Annotated in this window: 16 protein-coding genes; 14 read left to right on the top strand and 2 right to left on the bottom strand. The window is 65.8% G+C overall.

What is annotated here, in order from left to right; translation table 11 throughout:
* The first annotated feature begins 2 nt into the window (after positions 1–2).
* The 12 genes from BQ4888_RS12905 to BQ4888_RS12850 all read left to right on the top strand — a co-directional run bounded on the left by BQ4888_RS12905 (position 3) and on the right by BQ4888_RS12850 (position 9,671).
* Positions 3–1,166, top strand: a complete 1,164-nt coding sequence (locus tag BQ4888_RS12905; RefSeq protein ID WP_176374260.1) for a DUF2062 domain-containing protein — start codon at positions 3–5, stop codon at positions 1,164–1,166.
* Positions 1,153–2,091, top strand: coding sequence for a lysophospholipid acyltransferase family protein (locus tag BQ4888_RS12900; RefSeq protein ID WP_240746347.1), 939 nt, complete (start codon positions 1,153–1,155; stop codon positions 2,089–2,091). The genes BQ4888_RS12905 and BQ4888_RS12900 overlap by 14 nt, the downstream gene beginning before the upstream one ends.
* Before the next feature lie 23 nt (positions 2,092–2,114).
* Positions 2,115–2,369, top strand: a complete 255-nt coding sequence (locus BQ4888_RS12895; protein WP_092057667.1) for a phosphopantetheine-binding protein — start codon at positions 2,115–2,117, stop codon at positions 2,367–2,369.
* 14 nt (positions 2,370–2,383) lie between these two features.
* Positions 2,384–3,553 carry a beta-ketoacyl-[acyl-carrier-protein] synthase family protein gene (locus tag BQ4888_RS12890; RefSeq protein WP_240746346.1) on the top strand — a complete coding sequence of 390 codons (1,170 nt, stop codon included), beginning with the start codon at positions 2,384–2,386 and terminating at the stop codon, positions 3,551–3,553.
* A gap of 139 nt (positions 3,554–3,692) precedes the next feature.
* Positions 3,693–4,724, top strand: coding sequence for a beta-ketoacyl synthase N-terminal-like domain-containing protein (locus tag BQ4888_RS12885; RefSeq protein WP_205748010.1), 1,032 nt, complete (start codon positions 3,693–3,695; stop codon positions 4,722–4,724).
* 1 nt (position 4,725) lies between these two features.
* The gene (locus BQ4888_RS12880) at positions 4,726–5,169 is read left to right on the top strand and encodes a DarG family dialkylresorcinol biosynthesis protein (protein WP_092057665.1); all 444 of its coding nucleotides are present in this window, start codon (positions 4,726–4,728) and stop codon (positions 5,167–5,169) included.
* The gene (gene darH, locus BQ4888_RS12875; RefSeq protein ID WP_092057664.1) at positions 5,166–6,164 is read left to right on the top strand and encodes a BtrH-related acyltransferase DarH; all 999 of its coding nucleotides are present in this window, start codon (positions 5,166–5,168) and stop codon (positions 6,162–6,164) included. The genes BQ4888_RS12880 and darH overlap by 4 nt, the downstream gene beginning before the upstream one ends.
* Positions 6,161–6,928 carry an ABC transporter ATP-binding protein gene (locus BQ4888_RS12870; RefSeq protein ID WP_240746345.1) on the top strand — a complete coding sequence of 256 codons (768 nt, stop codon included), beginning with the start codon at positions 6,161–6,163 and terminating at the stop codon, positions 6,926–6,928. The genes darH and BQ4888_RS12870 overlap by 4 nt, the downstream gene beginning before the upstream one ends.
* A 4-nt stretch (positions 6,929–6,932) precedes the next feature.
* Positions 6,933–8,261 carry an ABC transporter permease gene (locus tag BQ4888_RS12865; RefSeq protein WP_170232866.1) on the top strand — a complete coding sequence of 443 codons (1,329 nt, stop codon included), beginning with the start codon at positions 6,933–6,935 and terminating at the stop codon, positions 8,259–8,261.
* A 32-nt stretch (positions 8,262–8,293) separates the two neighbouring features.
* Positions 8,294–8,566 (top strand): phosphopantetheine-binding protein, encoded by a 273-nt coding sequence (locus BQ4888_RS12860; protein ID WP_092057661.1) that lies wholly within the window; start codon positions 8,294–8,296, stop codon positions 8,564–8,566.
* Between the two features lie 44 nt (positions 8,567–8,610).
* Positions 8,611–9,147: a DUF4410 domain-containing protein gene (locus BQ4888_RS12855; RefSeq protein WP_092057660.1), complete on the top strand. Its 537-nt coding sequence runs from the start codon at positions 8,611–8,613 to the stop codon at positions 9,145–9,147.
* Positions 9,148–9,176: 29 nt separating this feature from the next.
* A complete protein-coding gene (locus tag BQ4888_RS12850; RefSeq protein ID WP_092057659.1) occupies positions 9,177–9,671 on the top strand; it encodes a hypothetical protein in 495 nt (164 codons plus the stop codon).
* Between the two features lie 54 nt (positions 9,672–9,725).
* Here BQ4888_RS12850 and BQ4888_RS12845 read toward each other — a convergent pair whose 3' ends face one another.
* Together BQ4888_RS12845 and BQ4888_RS12840 are read right to left on the bottom strand one after the other, a co-directional pair.
* Entirely contained in the window at positions 9,726–10,865 is a 1,140-nt protein-coding gene (locus BQ4888_RS12845; RefSeq protein WP_092057658.1) for a beta-ketoacyl-ACP synthase III, read from the bottom strand.
* An 11-nt stretch (positions 10,866–10,876) separates the two neighbouring features.
* Entirely contained in the window at positions 10,877–12,172 is a 1,296-nt protein-coding gene (locus tag BQ4888_RS12840; protein ID WP_092057657.1) for a B12-binding domain-containing radical SAM protein, read from the bottom strand.
* Positions 12,173–12,427: 255 nt separating this feature from the next.
* On the opposite strand from BQ4888_RS12840, the gene BQ4888_RS12835 reads away from it, so the two are divergent.
* Both BQ4888_RS12835 and BQ4888_RS12830 read left to right on the top strand, forming a co-directional pair.
* Positions 12,428–12,973 carry an O-acetyl-ADP-ribose deacetylase gene (locus BQ4888_RS12835; RefSeq protein ID WP_092057656.1) on the top strand — a complete coding sequence of 182 codons (546 nt, stop codon included), beginning with the start codon at positions 12,428–12,430 and terminating at the stop codon, positions 12,971–12,973.
* Complete coding sequence (locus tag BQ4888_RS12830) at positions 12,970–16,641, top strand: DUF748 domain-containing protein (protein WP_092057655.1); 3,672 nt, start codon at positions 12,970–12,972, stop codon at positions 16,639–16,641. Before BQ4888_RS12835 ends, BQ4888_RS12830 begins: the two co-directional genes overlap by 4 nt.
* The last annotated feature ends 16 nt before the right edge of the window (positions 16,642–16,657 follow it).

Below are 16,657 nucleotides of genomic sequence, written 5' to 3'. Positions count from 1 at the left end.
CGATGGCGGCGCCGCGCATCCTCATCGTCATCCCCGTCTACAACCACGCCCCGACCCTGCGGGCGGTGGTGGAGCGGGCGTTGGCGGTGCATCCCGAGGTGCTGGTGGTGGATGACGGCAGCGTTGATCGGCCCCTCGACACCCTGTACGGTCTACCGGTGCGGCTGGCGAGCCATCCCCTGAACCAGGGGAAAGGGGCGGCGATCATGACGGCGGCGCGGCTGGCCCGGGGGCTGGGGATGACTCACATCGTCACCATCGACGCCGACGGCCAGCACGACCCGGCCGACTTCCCGAAGTTTGCCGCGGCGGTCGCGGCGGAGCCGATGGCCATTGTCGTCGGCGCCCGGAATTTCGACACCGCCAACGTGCCGGGTTCGTCCCGCTTCGGTCGCAGGTTCTCCAACTTCTGGCTGCGCCTGCAGACCGGAAAAACCTTGAGCGACACCCAGAGCGGTTTTCGCGCCTATCCCCTGGCGGTGCTGAACGGGCTCCCCTTGCGTCAGCGCCACTACTCCTTCGAGATCGAAGTGCTGGTCCGGGCGGCCTGGGCCGGGGTGCCGCTGCGCGAGGTCGACATCGCTGTTCATTATCCCCCGCCCGGCGAGCGCGTATCCCATTTCAAGGCCTTTCGCGACAATCTGCGTTTGACCCTGCTCAACACCCATCTGACCCTGCGCTCGGTCCTGCCCTGGCCGCACCGCAAACTGGTCGCCGACGAGGGGGGCGAACTCAAGGTCAGCGTTCTTCATCCCCTGCGTTCGATCCAGACCTTGCTGACCGAGCATGCCACCCCCGGACAGTTGGCGACGGCGGGCGGGGTGGGGGTCTTCCTCGGCGCGCTGCCGCTGATCGCCTGTCACACCCTGGCCATTCTCTTCGTCTGCTCCTTCTTCCGCCTCAACAAGGTGGCGGCGGTGGGCGCCAGTCAGTTGTGCATGCCCCCCCTCGTTCCGGCCCTCTGTATCGGGGTGGGCTATTACCTGCGTCACGGCACATTTCTCACCGAGATCTCCCTGGAAACCCTCGGCTACCAGGGGCTGGAGCGCCTTTACGAGTGGCTGCTCGGCTCGCTGCTGGTCGGGCCCCTTTTGGCGCTCACGACGGCGGGGATCATCTATGTCATGGCTCAGTTTCTGCTGAGGAGCGGCCGTGTCCCGAACTGAACCGGAAATGACCGCCAAAGCCCAATCCTGGCACAGCCGCAGCGTCGGCTCGCGTCTGCAGCACGGAATCTTCTATCTGCTGATTCACCTCGGCGGGCGGCGCGCCGCCTACGTTCTGCTCCATTTCGTGGTCGCCTACTACGCCCTGCTGCGCCCCGATCTGCGGCGCAAGGGCGAGCCTTACCTGCGCCGGCGTTTTCCCGGCGCCACCGCTCGGCAACTTTTCCGCCACGGCTGCCGGCTTCTCCTCGATTTCGGCAAGGTGCTGGTCGACCGGGCGGTGGTCGGCATCCTCGGTCCCGAGTGCATGGCGGTGCGGCTGCGCGGCAAGGAGGAGTTGCTCCAGTTGCTCGCGGAGGGCAAGGGCCTGATCCTGATCGGCGCCCACGTCGGCTGCTGGCAGGCGGCGATGAGCGCCCTCGGCTTTTTGGAAACCCCGGTGAGCCTGCTCATGCAGCGGGAAGACGGCGACATCGACCGCCATTACTTCGAGCACGCCGGGCGCGAATGCCCCTATCGGATCATCGACCCCCGGGGCTTTCTCGGCGGCTCTCTGGAGATGCTCGCCGTCCTCAAGCGCGGCGAGGTGCTGTCGGTGATGGGCGACCGCCTGCTCGGCAGCGACAAGAACGCCGTCACCGTCGACTTTCTCGGCGGCCCGGCGCGCCTGCCTTTCAGCGCCTACAAGCTCGCCGCGACCACCGGCGCGCCCATTGCCGTCCTCTTTTCCGCCAAGACCGGCCCGGCGAGCTACGAACTGGAACTGGCCAAAATCATCCGTGTGCCGACCATCGCCGGACGCAGCGGCGCCGCCTTCGCCCCCTATGTGGCGGAATTTGCCGCCGCTCTGGAAAAATTCACCCGGGAGCACCCCTACCAGTTTTTCAATTTTTTCGATATGTGGCAGAATGACGAGACCAAATAATTGAACGGAGAGGAGTTTCACATATGGACATCAAGGACCAGCTGAAAAAGATTCTGGTCGAGGAGCTGAACCTCGAAGATCTGACCCCCGCGGAGATCACCGACGATATGGCGCTCTTCGGCGAGGGACTGGGGCTCGATTCCCTTGACGCGGTGGAGTTGGTGGTGCTGGTGCAGAAGCACTTCGGCGTCGAGATCAAGGATATGGAAGAGGGGCGCCCGGCCCTGCAGACCGTCGCCACCCTGGCGGCCTTCATCGAAAAAAAACGGCAGGGATGAGGAGCCCCGCTCCGGTGGCCGTCACCGGCCTCGGTTGCATCTGCGCCGCCGGCAGGACCCTGCCGGAAACGCTGGCGGCGCTCTTTCGCGGCGAGCGCGCCCCGGCGCCGCCGCGCCGTTTCGCCACCAGCCATCCGACGCCCTTTCCGGTTTTCGAGGTGGCCGAGGATTTCGCTGGTCGCGACGATCTGCTGCGCACCAGCCTGCTGGCCCTGGCCGCCGCCGACGAGGCCCTGGCCGATGCCGGGTGGAGCCGGGAGTCGCTGCGTCCCTTGCGGGTCGGGGTCTGTCTCGGCACCACCGTCGGCAGCGCCATGAACAACGAGGAGTTCTACCGGGAATACCGGCAAGGGCAGGATCCGTCGCTGGCACCGATCCGCCGCTTTCTTAACAGCAACCCGGCGGCGAGCCTGGCGAAAGAGTATGGCTTCGACGGCCCCTGCCAGACGGTGGTCAACGCCTGTTCCTCCGGTAGTGACGCCGTCGGCCTGGCCGCCGCCTGGATTCGCGCCGGGCTCTGCGACCTGGCCCTGGCTGGGGGGGCCGACGAGCTCTGTCGCACCACCTGCAACGGTTTTCACGCCCTGATGATCGCCTCCGATGCGCCGGTGATCCCTTTCGACCGCCGCCGCAAAGGGCTCAACCTCGGCGAGGGGGCCGGCGTGCTGGTGCTGGAGAGCGAAGCGGTGCGCGGCTCCCGCTCGGCGCGGGCTTTTCTGCGCGGCTACGGCGCGGCCTGCGACGCCCACCATCTGACCGCGCCCCATCCCGAGGGGGCCGGGCTCCAGCGGGCGCTCATCGAGGCGCTGGCCGAAGCTGGGGCGACGGCGGCGGAGATCGCCTTCGTCAACGCCCACGGCACCGGCACGGCGGACAACGACCGGGTCGAAAGCCGGGTTTTGGCCGCGATGCTGCCGCAGGTACCGTTTCTCTCCACCAAGGGCTATACCGGCCACACCCTCGGCGCCGCCGGCGGCATCGAGGCGGCCCTCACCGTCGCCTGCCTGGAGCGGGGGGAAATCCCCGCCAGCATCGGCTTCGTCGAGCCCGACCCGGAGCTGCCTGCAACCCCGGTGACGCAGACCACCGCCGCGACCGGCGAGCTGGCCATTTCCCAATCCCTGGCCTTCGGCGGCAACAACGCGGTGCTGGTCTTTGGGCGGGGGAACAGGGGCAAAGCTTAAACCGGCCTCGCGCCTGTTCGCTTCGCTCACTTGAGCTCGCAGAGAACGCGGAGAAAATCGAAAAATCTTTTCTCTCTGTGAGCTCGAGCGACTGTAAGGAGCGGGCGAGAGCTGCCTTGGTTTTTTTAAAGGATTGATTATGAACACCATGGCCATTCAAGGGATCGGGCTGGTCGGCGGTTTTGGCTGCGGGCTGGAGGATTTCGCGGCGGCGCTTGCCGGCGGAGCGGTGCCGACGCGCCCGGCGGCCTTCGCCGGCGGCGAGATTCCGGCCCTGCTCGCCGATACCGCCCCCTTGGAGCGCTTCGTCGACAAGCGCGCTCTGCGCCGCATCGACCATTTTTCCCGGCTGGCCCTGCTCGGCGCCCACCTCGCCCTGGAGGATGCCGGGCTGCCGGCTTTGGATCGGACACGGCTGGGGCTGATCGTCGCCACCGGCTACGGCGCCAGCGCCACCACCTTCTCCTTCCTCGACACCGTCCTTGACGGCGGCGACGCCCTCGCTTCGCCGACCCATTTTTCCAGCTCCGTGCACAACGCCGCCGCCGCCCACGTCGCCATCCTCCTCGGCATCACCGGCCCCAATCTCACCGTCAGCCAATTTGAGCTGTCCGTCCCCTCGGCTCTGCTCGCCGCCCAGGGCTGGCTGGCCGAAGGGCGGGTCGACGCCGTTCTTTTCGGCGGGGTCGACGAGGCCTGCGCGGTGCTGCGCTACTGCTGGGGGCGGTTTTTCCCCGAACCCTCGGATCTCATCTGTCCTTTCGAGTTCGACCGGCAAAGTGCCGTCCCCGGCGAGGGCGCGGCCTTTTTTCTGCTCACCGCCGCTTCGGGCGCGGCCCGTTATGGGCGGATCAGCGAGGTCCGCCAGGGCAACGCCGCTGTACGCCCACCACTGCTGGACGCCGCGCCCCTTTATCTGCTCGGCGCCGACGGCCACCGGGAATGCGGCGCGAACTATCCCCGCCATCTCCCCGCCGAGGCCCGGTGCGCCGCCTATGCCCCGGTTTACGGCAGCCTGCCGGCGGGGCCGGCCTTCGATCTGGCGGTCGCGGCCCTGGCCTGCCGGGACGACCGGCTGCCGGAGGGGGAAGCCCTGGCCGGGCGGGAGCTGTGCTGTCTGAAATTCGGGCGCGACGACGCCTATGGCTGGATCCGCTTGCGGAGGGAGTAGCATGAAAAAACAGGAAGTTCCGCAACATCCTGGCCTCTTCGGGGAGCGCAAGGCGGTCTGTTACGCCCTCGACGAGGAGGGCGGCTATGTGCTCGCCCCTACCGCCGGTTGGAACCCGGTCAACCTGGCCAACCGTCAGGCCTGGCAGGAGCTTGCCCGTGAGCTTGCCGCGATCCATGGCGAGGTATTGGCTGGGCGCAAGAGCCCTCTCGCCTACCACATGGCCTGGCGGCAGATGGATGCGGCGCTGCTGGCCCGGTACACGGGTTTGTTTCGCTGGCGGGTGCGGCGGCATCTGCGGCCCGCGATCTTCGCCCGCCTCGATCGGGGGCTGCTGGCGCGCTACGCCGAGGTACTGCACCTTTCCGTCGAGGAACTGTGCCGGTTGCCGGAGACCCCCGAGCTGGAGGTCCCCGAGATCGACGAAACGGAGGAATCCCGGTGAGCATCCCCTTCGTCCATCGCCAAGCGGCCCACTGCGAAAGCGGGGCGACCGCCAATCTCCTGCGCCATCAGGGAATCCACCTCTCCGAGGCCCTGGCCTTCGGCATCGGCGGCGGCCTCTTTTTCGGCTACCTCCCCTTTATCCGTCTCAACCGCCTACCCCTCGTCACCTACCGCAAGGGCCCGGGAGGGATCTTCAAGGCGGCGACCCAGCGCCTCGGCGTGCGGGTCGAGGGGCGCCGTTTCCGCGATCCCGAGGCGGGCATGGCCGCTCTCGACGAGCTTCTCGACCGGGGGATTCCGGTGGGGGCGCAGACCAGCGTCTACTGGCTCCCTTATCTGCCGCCGGCGTTGCGTTTTCATTTCAACGCCCACAATCTGGTGGTCTACGGCAAGCAGGGAGAAACCTACCTGATCAGCGACCCGGTGATGGACGAGGCGGTTCTCTGCCCGGCCGAGGATCTGCGCCGGGCGCGTTTTGCCGCCGGCGATCTGGCGCCCAAGGGACGCATCTACTACCTGACCGCCGTGCCGACCGAGCCCGACCTGCGCCGCGCGGTGCGGGCGGGGATGGGCGAGGTCTGCCGCAACCTGCGCAACCCGGTGCCGCTCATCGGCGTGCGCGGCATGCGCCGGCTGGCCCGGGTGATCGAGGGCTGGCCGCGCAAGTTCGGTGAACGGCGGACGGTGCAGCATCTTGGCCATCTCATCCGCATGCAGGAGGAGATCGGCACCGGTGGCGGCGGTTTCCGCTTCATGTACGCCGCTTTTCTTCAGGAGTCCGCCGGGATCCTTGAACGGCCCGAGTTGTTGGATCTTTCCCGGCGGATGACCGGCATCGGCGATGGCTGGCGGGAGTTCGCCCTGCTCGCCGCCCGGGCCTGCAAGGGGCGGATCACCGTGGCCGAGGCCTGCCCGGAGCTGGGCGAATGGCTGCGCCGCTGCGCCGATGGCGAGGAGGCCCTCTTTCGCGACCTCGCCGGGGTGATCCGGTGACGACGGCTGGTGCCCCGGCAGAGCTCGCCGTCGCCGCGCGGGAACTGGTCAAGCGCTACCCCGGCGCCGAGCAGCCGGCCCTGGATGGACTGGAGTTGGAGATCTTCGCCGGGGAGACCTTCGGCCTGCTCGGCCCCAACGGCGCCGGCAAGACCACCGCCATCTCCATCCTCGCCACCCTGCTGCGTCCCACGACCGGCAGCGTCCGCCTCTTCGGTCTCGATCCCGGGCGTCGCTGCCAAGAGGTCCGGCGCCTGATCGGCCTGGTTCCCCAGGAAATCGCCCTCTACCCGCGCCTGACCCTGGCGGAAAATCTCGCCTACTTCGGCCGTCTGCACGGGCTGGCCGGGGCCGGATTGAAGACCCAAGTCGGCGACTGCCTGGCCATGGTCGGCCTCGAAGCCCAGGGGGGGCGATTGGTGGAGGCCTGCTCGGGAGGGATGAAACGGCGGGCGAATCTCGCCGCCGGGTTGCTGCACCGGCCGCGCCTGCTCTTTCTCGACGAGCCGACGGTCGGCATCGACGCCCAGTCGCGCAACGTCATTTTCGAGAATCTGGCGCGCCTCAAGGCCGAGGGGATGACCTTGCTCTACACCACCCACTATATGGAAGAGGCGCGGCAGCTCTGCGACCGCATCGCCATTGTCGATGCCGGGCGGGTGGTCGCCCTGGGGGCGCCGGCGGAACTGCTGGCGGCACAGCCCGATTGCCGCGATCTCGAACAGCTCTTTCTGCGCCTCACCGGCCGCCATCTGCGGGATTGACGGCATGGGCGCTTTTTTCGCCACTCTGCGCAAGGAATTGCTGCTCCTTTCCCGGGATCGCGGTGGCCTGGCCCTGCTCTTTCTCATGCCGATGGTGCTGGTCCTGGTGGTGTCGCTGGTGCAGGATAACGTCCTCAAGCTCACCGGCGAGGGGAGCATCCGCGTGCTGCTGGTCGACCGCGACGGCGGCCCGGCGGCGCGGCGCCTGGTCGACGGTCTGAAGGAGAGCGGCGCGGTGCAACTGGTCGAAGCGGCAGGGGACGCCGAAGGCGAGGCCGAGGCTCGCCGCCGGGTCGCCGCCGGCGACTATCCTTTTGCCCTGGTGATCCCCGCCGGGCTCGGCGAAGAACTGGAGCGGCGCGCCGCAGCCCTCGCCCGGCGCGCCTTCACCGCGAATGAAGCGACCGAGGATGACGGGAATCCCCTGGAACTGGCCGTCTATTTCGACCCGGCGGTGCAGGGAGCCTTTCGCGCCACCCTGGTCAACGCCCTGCGGCGGGCGGCCCTCGGTCTCGAGGTCGCGGAAAAGGGTCGACAGCTGGGGGAAGTGCTGCCCCGCCAGGTGGCCGAGCAGGCGGGCAAAGCTCTCGGCCCCTATGGGAACCTGCCCGGCGCGCCGGCGCCCCCCGCCGTCACCTTTGCCTGGCAGGACCAGGAACTGCTGGCGGTGCGCGCGGAAATCGCCGCCGGAAAAATCATCGCCCAGCCCGACTCGGTGCAACAGAACGTCCCCGCCTGGACCTTGTTCGGCATGTTTTTCATCGTCGTCCCTCTCTCCGGGGCGCTGCTGCGGGAACGTCAGGAAGGAACCCTGCAACGGCTGCTGAGCCTCCCCGTTTCCGGCCTTCCCCTCCTCGGCGGCAAGCTCGCCGCCTATGTGCTCGTCGGCTGCGCCCAGGCGCTGGTCATGCTGCTGGTCGGGCGGCTGCTCCTTCCCCGCTTCGGCACCCCGATCCTGCAGTTCGGCGGCGATCTTTCGGCCCTGATCCTGCTGATCCTGGCCTGCGCCCTGGCCGCCACCGGCTACGGCCTGCTCATCGGCACCCTGGTGCGCAGCTACGAGCAGGCGGCCATGCTCGGCCCCGTTTCGATCGTGCTGGCGGCGGCCCTCGGTGGCATCATGGTGCCGGTCTACGCCATGCCCCCGGCGATGCAGTCCCTGAGCGCCCTGTCGCCGCTGGCCTGGGGGCTGGAGGGTTTTATCGAACTCTTTGTCCGCGACGGCGACCTGGCGCGGATCGCACCGCAACTGGCATCACTGCTGCTTTTCGCCACCGCCTGCCTGGGTCTGGCCTGGCTCGTTTTCGCCCGGCGCCGCAGCGGCGGGCGCTGATCTTCAATCGTGATGATTTGATGGAGAAACGTATGGAAGTTTTGTCTGCCGACAACCTCGAACAAGCGCTGCGCGACCTGATCGTCGACAGCTGCAACATTCCCGACGCGTCGGAAGAGGTCTTTCCCGACGCGCCGCTGATCGGTCCCGATTCCCCCTGGGGGCTCGATTCCCTCGACGCGGTGGAGATCGTGGTGGCGGTGCAGAAGGCCTACGAAGTGCGTATCGGCGGCCAGGATACCAGCCGCGAGGTGCTCGCCTCGCTGCGCACCCTGGCCGAGTTCATTCGCAAGGAGCGGGGCTAAAGGCCCTTGTCGTCAACCGGATTGCATGGGAAAGGAGCTTGAACATGAGGAAGCTGTTGCAGGGAGGGGTGCTTTTGCTGGTAATGTTGCTGGTCGGTTGCGCTGCGAGTCCCAAGGTCAAGGCGCCGACGCGCGCGGGAGGAGGCGGCTACGCCATTGCCGTTCTTTCCGATCGTGGCGTCACCCCGGAACTCGACCCGGATCGGGCCAACCAGTACAATCAGGTCGGCGCCTGGATGGAACAGGATCTGCTGCGCATGCTGGGCAAGGCCGGTTATCAGGCGCGGCTGATCGGCAGTCGCGGGGAATTTTCCGGCGCCGACGGCGAATATCTGCTGAGCGTGCGCATCGTCACCTACCGTTCCGGCAGCAAGGCGGCGCGCATCATCGTCGGTTTCGGTGCTGGCGCCACTTCTCTCGATACCCATTACGAACTGTACGGGGCTGGGCCGCAGCCCCTCCTCGCTGAAGACCACGGCGTCGGTTCCAGTATCGACTGGTATCAGGTGGTGCAAAAGCTCAATCAGCAGATGGTCGATGCTGTCTCCCGCAAACTGGCCGAAACAGGCGGGCGGGGCTAACGCAAACGTCCAGAAAAAGGAGATTTTTCATGATTTTACGAACCCTGTTGATCGCTTTGATGCTCTTCACCCTCGGCGCCGGTGTCGCCTCCGCCGACATGGACGCCTATCTCAACCGCCTCACTGCTTATGCCGGTGCCGACCTGGGGCGCTTCCGGGCCGACCTTGGCGCCCATTTCGGTGCTTCCGCCCCCGAAATTGATCTGGCCCTGCGCACCGTTTCCCGCCACGGCGACGCCGCCCTCGCTCTGTGGCTGAGTAATCGGACACGGCAGCCTCTCGACGTCGTCCTGCGGGAATATCAGGCGCGCCAGGGGCAGGGCTGGGGGGCGCTCGCCCAGAGTCTCGGCATCAAGCCCGGCTCGGCCGATTTCCATGCCCTCAAGCGCGGCGACCTCGGTTGGCATCCCGACCGCACTGATCGACGCGACCGGCGGGTTGAGGATTATGGCCGGGATGGCGGTAAAAGTAAGGGGAAAGATAAAGGCAAAGGAAAAGACAAAGGAAAAGGGTCGCATCGCTAGTGGTGGTTGAGTAGAAAGGACGGGGCATGGCGCGAGGCCGTGCCCCATTTTTTTTCAGACGACGGTGAGCAGGGCGTAGCTGATGGTGAAACGCCCGCTTTCAGGGACGAAGAGGAGCAGGCGCTCGCCGCGCTGGAGGCGACCGGAATGGAAGAGCTCTTCGAGCATCAGGTAGATGGAGGCGGAGCCGGTGTTCCCCCGGGTCGCCAGATTGGTAAACCAGCGCGCGAAGGGGATGGGGAAGCCGATTTCCTGCAGGTGGTCGTGAATCGGCCGGCGGAAGTAGTCGGAGGAATAGTGGGGGAGGAACCAGTCGATCCCTTCCGGGCGCAGGCCGTATTTTTCGATGAGCGGCGGCAGAGTGCGCGCCACCGAGGTCGGGACGATCTCGTTGTTGAGCAGCTTGACGTCCTGCTTGACATGCATGACGTGGCGGCGCAGGGCCTCCTCGGGGGGGAACTCGCGCCAGCCGGTGAGGCTGCCGTCGGCGTTCTTCACCGCCCCCGAGTACATGCAGGCCTCAAACTGATGGGCGAAGGAGACGATCTCGATCCATTCGATCTTCAGGGCGAGGCGGTCGTCGGGCGGAACGGTGGTGAGGAAAGCGGCGCCGGCGCCGTCGGAGAGCATCCAGCGCAGAAAGTCGGCGTCGAAGGCGAGTTGAGGCTGGGCATCGAGGTCGGCGTCGGTCGGCCCGTTGCCGCAGAGTTGGGCGCGCAGGTAGGTGGAGGAGAGCTCCGAACCGGTGGCGACGGCGTTTTCCGCCAGCCCGGCGGCGACATTCATCCAGGCGTACTTGAGGGCGGTCATGCCGGCGACGCAGACCCCGGCGGTGCTCACCACCTCGCAGGGGGCGGCGGCGAGTTCGCCGTGGACCATGGAGCCGTGGCCGGGTTTGGTCTGGTCGGGGGAGGAGGTGCCGCAGGCCAGGCAGCGGATAGCGGCGGTCGTGAAGCCGGGATAGGGGCGCAGGCGGCGGATCGCCTCGGCGGTCAGTTCGGCGTTGCTGTGGGTGGTGGCGCCGGTCGCCGGATCGATGGCGTAATGGCGGCGCTCGATCTTGTTGTTGCGAAGAATGATGCGCCGGGTGCGGGAAGGCAACTGGTGTACCATCCCGAGAACCTCTTCCATCCGGTCGTTGTCCACCGGGGCGTTGGGGAGAAAGGCGGCAAGGTCGGTGATGAAGACATCCATGGGCATGATTTTCAGAGTTTGACCTCTTTGTGGCCGGCCTGGTAGAGGGCGGCGAATTGGCGATAGAATTCCCCCTCGTCCAGCCGGGTTGGAAGCACGGCGTTGGCCAGGGTGTAGTAGTCGAGATCGTGGTTGACGATGCGCGAGCGCAGCTGTCGGTGCAGGGCCGTGCCGGGCAGGGGGGTGAGGACGGTATAGATCGGCAGGCCTATCCGCTGCTCGGCGACGTAGGCGGCCAGACGGGCGAAATCCGCTTCGACATAGTCAGGGGAGACGATGAAGTCGCCGACGATGTTGATTCCCAACTGGTGGAGGATGGCGATCGCCTCCAGGTTGGCGGCGGCGGAGGCCGACTTGTTCAAAGCGTCGAGGCCCTGGTCGCTGAGTTCCTCGAAACCAATGACCACCGAGCGCAGCCCGGCCTCCCGCCATTCCCGCAGCAGCTCCGGGTGACGGACGACGGTGTCGGCGCGGACATCGGCGAGAAAGGTTTTGTCGATGCCGGCGCCAACGATGGCCCGGCAGAGCGCCCGGGCGTGCTCGGGGTGGCCGAAGGTGTTGGCGTCGACCAGGCGGATGACCGGGACATCGCTAAGGAGCTGGATATCGCGGATGACCGTGGCGATGGACGCGCTCAGGTAACGGCTGTCGGTGAGACCGGCGATGCAGCAGAAGGAGCAGTCGTAGGGGCAGCCGAAGGCCGAGCTGACGAAGCCGAGGGGAACGCCGAGGGCGGCCAGGGTGTAGCGGTCGCGCTCGCCGGCGACCAGGTCGTAGCGGGGCGGCCGCTCTTCCACCAGATCGACGCGGCTGTAGGCGCGGGGCCGCCAGCGCAGCGGCCGACCCGGATTGGTGTGGGCGACGCCGGGGATGCTCGTCGTGTCGGCGCTGGTTTCAATGGCCTCGACCAGCTCCCGCAGGCTCTGTTTGCCGAGGCCGAGGACGACGTAGTCGATGCCGGGAGCGTTGAAAAATTCCGGATCGTTGCTGGCGTGAATGCCGCCGACCACCAGCGTCGCGTCGCATTCCGCCTGGAGTCGTGGCGCCTGGGACCGCACCCAGTTGGCCTCGCAGGTGACGGCGGTGAAGCCGATCAGGTCGGGGGTAAAGCGGCGCAACGCCTCATCCAACCCGTCGGGGCGGGCTTTGAGGTCGACAATTCGCACCTCATGCCCAGGCAGGTTGCCGGCCAAGGTCTCCAGGGCCAGAGGCTCGCCGCGAAAGATCTGCTTGATGCTGGTGATCCCGTAGCGTTCCTCGGGAATCGAGCGCCCGCAGTTGGGGGGATTGATGAGCAAAATGTTCATGGCCGGTCAGGTTTCGGTTGGGATGGGGAGGTTTCCGGCAGCCACCTTAACGGCTCGGCGGATTTTTGTAAAGAGCGCAATCCCTTGCAAACCGCTAATTTACAGCTTTCCCCGAGGTTCTTGGAGAGCTCTTAGCCCCATTCGAAAGCCATCGGCGGGCGCGGCGCCGGCGACGGAAATGGTCCGGGCCATTGCATAACGCCCGCGCTGCGTTAGTCTTTTAGTCTTAAAGCCAGTCTATTCAGGGAGATAACCATGGGCGACCGCATTGTTGAATGCCTGCAAGGCGATATCACCACCCTGAACGTCGACGCCATCGTCAATGCCGCCAACAACAGTCTGCTTGGTGGCGGCGGGGTGGACGGCGCCATCCATCGCGCCGCCGGGCCGGAACTGCTGGCGGAATGCCGCACCCGGGGCGGCTGTCCGACGGGGGAGGCGCGCCTCACCGGCGGTTACCGGCTGCCGGCCCGTTACGTCATCCACACTGTCGGGCCGGTCTGGCACGGCGGCGGTCAGGGCGAGGACGACCTGCTCGCTTCCTGTTACCGCGCGAGCCTGCGCCTGGCGGCGGAGAAGGGGCTGCAGAGTATCGCCTTTCCCTCGATCAGCACCGGTGTCTACGGTTTTCCCATTGCGCGGGCCTGTCGCATCGCCTTGGAGGAAATCCGCGATTTTCTTGCCGCCGGCGGTCCGTTGCGACGGGTGCTGCTGGTCTGCTTTTCCGCAAAGGACTTGACTCTCTATCAGAAGGCCTATAGTGAAATTTTTGGCAACCAAGGAAGCGAGGAGGGGGTATGAAACGTTGGATGAAGTGGACGCTGGGGATCGTTGTCGGGTTGCTGATTCTGGGCTCGGCAACCCTTTTGGCGCTGCCGAATCTGGTGCGGCACTTCGGCGGCAACTGGCTGAAGGAGAATACCGGGCGGACCCTGACCCTCGGCGATCTCTCCCTGAACGTGCTGACCTGGAAACTGGTGGTAGAAGATTTCGCCCTCAGCGAGCCGAACAGCGACGAGCGTTTCGCCGGCCTTACGCGTCTGGAAATTCAGGTCAGTCCCAAATCGATCATTGAAAAGGCGTTGATCGTCAACAAGTTCGACCTGGTCGCTCCCTACGCCCAGGTCTTCAAGGAGGGCGACGTCTTCAATTTTTCCGATTTCGCCGGTTCGGAAAAACCCGAGGAAGCCCCGCCGGAGGAAGCTGAGGAGCCGGCCGAGCCCTTCCTCTTCTCCCTCAACAACCTGCGCATCGTCGACGGCGAGGCGCTCTATGTCGAGCGCAAGGAAGGGGCTGAGGTCCAGCGCCACAGTCTGCGGGAACTGAATCTGGCCGTTCCCTTCATCGGCAATGTGCCTCACCTGCTCGATCAGTACATCACCCCGGCCCTGTCGCTGGTGCTCAACGATGCCCGAGTGCGCGGGGAAGGGCAACTCAAGCTCTTCACCGAGGCGGTGGAGGCCTCCGTCGATCTGCTTCTCAGCGACGTGGATATCCCCTTCTACCTCAAGCTGGTGCCGACGCCCCTGCCGGTGCAGGTGCGTTCCGGCAAGCTCGGTTCCGACCTGCAACTGGTCTATCGGGCGACGGCGGAGAAGGCGCCGGAGTTGGAGGTGGGCGGCAAGGTCCGGCTGTCGGCCATCGATGTCGCCGAACCTTCCGGGGCCGATCTGCTGAAACTGCCGCAGGTCAATGTCGATCTGGCGACATCAAAGGTGCTCGAAAGTCAGGTGCTGCTCGACGGCGTCTACATTTACAGTCCGATGATCACCCTGGATCGCAACCAGTCGGGCGAACTTAATTTCGCCCGACTGGCGCAGCCGGCCCCCGCTTCGGCGCCAGCAAAAGCGGCTGCGCCCGAGCCGCAACCGGCCAAAGAGAAGGCCGCCGCCGAAAAGGCCGCCCCCTTCCTGGCGACGGTCAAGACCCTGCTGGTGAAAAACGGTCGCCTCGCTTTCCGCGACGCCGTTCCCGAAGGCGGCTTCCAGCGCGACATCAGCGCTCTCGATCTGACCGTCAGGGATTTCTCCACCGCCCCCGCGAGCCGCGCCACCTACGATCTTTCCCTGCGGACCGACCGGGAAGAGCAGCTCAAGGTCGACGGCGGTCTGGTGCTGGAGCCGCTGGCGGTAGAAACGACGGTAGATCTGAAAGGGCTTAGCCTGAAGGAATACCATCCCTACCTTTCCCTGTTTCTGAACTACCCGCTGGCGGGAGCGGCGGCGGCGCGGGCCGGCCTCGATTTCCGCGAGGGTGTCCTCAAGGTCGCCGATGCCGCGCTGGATGTGCAGAATCTGCAAGTCCCCTTTGGTGGCGAGGAAGAACTGAAGCTGGCTCACCTCAAGGTGGATGGAGTCCAGTTCGACGACGCCCGCCGGCAACTGGAGATTGGCCGGGTCGAACTGGCCGAGGGGGCGATGGTACTGTCCATGGACCGCGACGGGCGGGTGTCGCCCCTCAATCTGCTTCGGGAAACGGAGCCGCCCCCCCAGAAACTGGAACAGATGCCCGTTGCCGCGGCCCTGGCCGAGGCCAAACCGCCGCTCAGCTACCGGGTGGGGGAGATCGCCGCGCGCAAGCTGCGCATCGACTTCACCGACAAAATGCCGAAAAAACCGGCGCGCCATCTTCTGGCCGGACTCGACCTCTCCCTCAAGAACCTGGCCGGTCCCGAAGCCGTCGTCAGCCCCTTCCGGCTGAAGAGTTCCTATAACAAAGGGGGATATCTCGATCTCTCCGGCGATGTAATCGCCGCCACCGGCAAGCTCAATCTGCACAGCCGCCTGAAGGGGATCGCCCTGACCGATTTCGTCCCCTATTTCCCCGATTCGGTGCGCATGATCCTGGCTGACGGCCAGCTCGACACCGACCTGGAGGTCAGGCTCGATCCGAAAAAGGCAGGACTCACCGGGGCGTTCACCGGCAATCTCGGGATTCGCAACTTCTACGGCCTCGACGGCGAGCATCGCGAAGAGCTGTTGCGCTGGGGCAGTTTGCAGATCGACGAAATCGCCGGTGAGATCGCGCCCTTCGCCCTGCATGTTGGCGGGATCGCCCTCAGTGATTACACGGCGCGCATCGTCATCGATGAAAAGGGGCTGCTCAACCTGAGCGGCATCGTCGCCGCCGATGAGCCGGAAACGACCGCTGGAGAAGCAGAGGCGGCTTCCGCAGAGGCGGCGTCTGAGTCGGTGAAGCCCGCCGAAGCCGTGGCGGTCGCCGAACCGGCTCCGCCGGAAACCACGCCCGCCGCGCCGGGTCCGGAGATCGCCATCGATGCCATCACCTTGCAAGGGGGCACCGTTTCCTTCAGCGACCGGCAGATGCAGCCGGCTTTCTCCACCACCATGTACCAGCTCGGCGGCAAGATCGGCCGGATTTCCACCGCGGGGGTGGAACCCGCCGAGGTCGATTTGCGCGGGCATCTGGAAAATCTCTCCCCCTTACAGATCTCCGGGCAGATCAATCCCCTGGCGCAGGAGCTTTTCGCCGACATCAAGCTCAGCTTCAAGGACATCGAGCTCTCGCCGGCGACCCCCTACACCGGCACCTATCTCGGTTACACCGTGGAAAAAGGGAAGCTGACCCTCGATCTCGAATACAAAATCGCCGAGAAGGCGCTGCGGGCCCAGAACCGGGTGTTGATCGACCAGTTCACCTTTGGCGACAAAGTCGAAAGCGAACAGGCGGTCAATCTGCCGGTCAAGTTGGCGGTAGCCCTGCTCAAGGATCGCAACGGCGCCATCAAGCTCGATATCCCCGTCGCCGGCCGCACCGACGACCCCGAATTCAGCATCTTTTCGGTGGTCTTGACGGTGTTGAAAAACCTCATGATCAAGGCGGCGACCTCGCCCCTCTCGTTGTTGCAATCGGCATTCGGCGGTGGCGGCGAGGAGGCCACGGCGGCGATCTTTCCCTTCGGCAGCTCGGTACTGCCGCCGGCGGAACAACAAAAACTCGACACCCTGGCGGCCATGCTCAAGGACCGCCCGGCGTTGCGGCTGGAGTTGGCCGGTTTCGTCGATGCCGACAAAGACCCCGAAGGGTATCGCAAGGAATTGCTGGAACAACGGCTGCGTAAGGCGAAATTTCTCGAACTGGTGGATGAAAAGGAGAATCTGCCGGGACAGACCGAGGCGAATGTGGAGATTCTGACCGAGGAGCGGGAACGCTATCTGGAAGAGGTCTACGACCAGGCCGACTTTCCCAAACCCCGCAATGTGCTGGGGTTCAACAAGAGCCTGCCGGCGGAGGAGATGGAAAAACTGATCCTGGCCAATACCGAGGTCGGTCCGCCCCAGTTGCAGGCTCTGGCCCAGGCGCGCATGGCGGCGGTGGTGAACTATCTGACCGGCCCCGGCGGATTGCCGACGGATCGCCTTTTCCAGACCCGGCCCGATATCAACAAGCAGCCGAAGGAGAAGGATGCCGACGGCAACCGGGTGGAATTCGACGTGGTCGCCCGCTGAGGGCGGACGGCTTTTT

This window comes from Desulfuromonas acetexigens (assembly GCF_900111775.1).
Classification (GTDB): Bacteria; Desulfobacterota; Desulfuromonadia; order Desulfuromonadales; family Trichloromonadaceae; genus Trichloromonas; species Trichloromonas acetexigens.
The sequence above is the reverse complement of the archived record's forward strand: the minus strand, read 5'-3'. Positions and strand labels throughout refer to the sequence as shown.